Source organism: Aquirufa salirivi, from assembly GCF_045310485.1.
In the GTDB taxonomy this organism is placed as follows: domain Bacteria; phylum Bacteroidota; class Bacteroidia; order Cytophagales; family Spirosomataceae; genus Aquirufa; species Aquirufa salirivi.
Genome location: NZ_JBEWZH010000004.1, coordinates 357,074 through 359,204 on the forward strand (window position 1 = coordinate 357,074; position 2,131 = coordinate 359,204).

General features: G+C 48.5%; 2 rRNA genes (1 of these 2 only partly in view). Both read left to right on the plus strand.

The window, feature by feature from the left end:
- Positions 1–1,898 (plus strand): 23S ribosomal RNA (locus U0R11_RS07740); it begins 933 nt to the left of the window's first position.
- 68 nt (positions 1,899–1,966) lie between these two features.
- A 5S ribosomal RNA gene (gene rrf, locus U0R11_RS07745) occupies positions 1,967–2,078 on the plus strand.
- The last annotated feature ends 53 nt before the right edge of the window (positions 2,079–2,131 follow it).

The window sequence follows — 2,131 nt, forward strand, 5'->3', positions numbered from 1 at the left end:
AATCCTGACGAACTCTGAATGGCTTAAAATATACCCGGGAGTGAGGGTTGGGGTGCTAAGGTCCCAATCCGAGAGGGAAAGAACCCAGACCAACAGCTAAGGTCCCAAAATCTTTACTAAGTTGAACTAAGGAAGTCTGATTGCAGTGACAGCCAGGATGTTAGCTTGGAAGCAGCTATTCATTTAAAGAGTGCGTAACAGCTCACTGGTCGAGCGAGGCGGGCATCGATAATAAACGGGCATCAAGTAAAGTACCGAAGCTTTGGATTATATTTATATACTGGTAGGGGAGCATTCTGATTGCGGCGAAGGTTGAGCGACGAGCTTGGCTGGAGCGATCAGAAAAGCAAATGTAGGCATGAGTAACGATAATGAGGGCGAGAAACCCTCACGCCGAAAGACTAAGGTTTCCTCAGCTATGCTAATCAACTGAGGGTTAGTCGGGGGCTAAGGGTCTAGCGAGAGCGACAATCTAATGCACAACAGGTTAATATTCCTGTACTTACTTATTGGGCAAATAGATGACGGAGAGAATGGGTTACCAGATACTGACGGAATAGTGTCTTTGAGAGGCGGCAGCAATGCCAAAACGAGTGTAGCGAGTGATCTTCCAAGAAAAGTCTAGGCGTGTATAACTAATAAGTAACCCGTACCGTAAACCGACACAGGTGGTCGAGAAGAATATTCTAAGGCGCTCGAGTGAATCACGGCTAAGGAACTCGGCAAATTAACCCTGTAACTTCGGGATAAAGGGAGCCTCGAGTAATCGAGGCCGCAGAGAAATGGCCCAGGCGACTGTTTAACAAAAACACATGGCTTTGCAAAATCGAAAGATGACGTATAAGGCCTGACACCTGCCCGGTGCTGGAAGGTTAAGGGGGGATGTTAGCTGCAAGGCGAAGCATTGAACTGAAGCCCCAGTAAACGGCGGCCGTAACTATAACGGTCCTAAGGTAGCGAAATTCCTTGTCGGGTAAGTTCCGACCTGCACGAATGGTGTAACGATCTGGGCACTGTCTCAGCCGTGAGCTCGGTGAAATTGTAGTAACGGTGAAGATGCCGTTTACCCGCAACGGGACGGAAAGACCCCATGAACCTTTACTATAGCTTAGCATTGAGTTTTGGTACTGGATGTGTAGGATAGGTGGGAGGCTATGAGCCGGTGTCGCTAGGCATCGGGGAGCCAACGTTGAAATACCACCCTTCTTGTACTGGAATTCTAATCCCTAATTGGGAGACATTGCTTGGTGGGTAGTTTGACTGGGGTGGTCGCCTCCAAAAGAGTAACGGAGGCTTTCAAAGGTTCCCTCAGCACGCTTGGTAACCGTGCGTAGAGTGCAATAGCAAAAGGGAGCTTGACTGTGAGACCGACAAGTCGATCAGGTACGAAAGTAGGATATAGTGATCCGGTGGTTTAGTATGGAACAGCCATCGCTCAAAGGATAAAAGGTACTCTGGGGATAACAGGCTGATCTCCCCCAAGAGCTCACATCGACGGGGAGGTTTGGCACCTCGATGTCGGCTCGTCACATCCTGGGGCTGGAGAAGGTCCCAAGGGTTCGGCTGTTCGCCGATTAAAGTGGCACGCGAGCTGGGTTCAGAACGTCGTGAGACAGTTCGGTCCCTATCTGTTGTGGGCGTAGGAATATTGACAGGTTCTGACTTTAGTACGAGAGGACCGAGTTGGACTGACCGCTGGTATATCAGTTGTTCTGCCAAGGGCATAGCTGAGTAGCCACGTCGGGATCAGATAAGCGCTGAAAGCATCTAAGTGCGAAACTGACCTGAAGATGAGTATTCCATGAAGGGTCCGTGTAGACGACACGGTCGATAGGCTACAGATGTAAAGGCAGTAATGTCAAAGTCGAGTAGTACTAATTACCCGAAAGCTTACTTTTATTAAAAAAATGCAACGACTGTTTATTTTATCTCACAATATGGAAAAAGGCTAAGACCTTGCAAGATTTATGGAGCCGATAGGACGGGTGTTCACCTCTTCCCATCTCGAACAGAGAAGTTAAGCCCCGCACCGCTGATGATACTGGGATCAAACCCGGGAAAGTAAGTAAGCTCCAAGTTATTATTATCCCCAAGCCCGCTAGATTCTAGTGGGCTTTTTTTTTGCTGAATG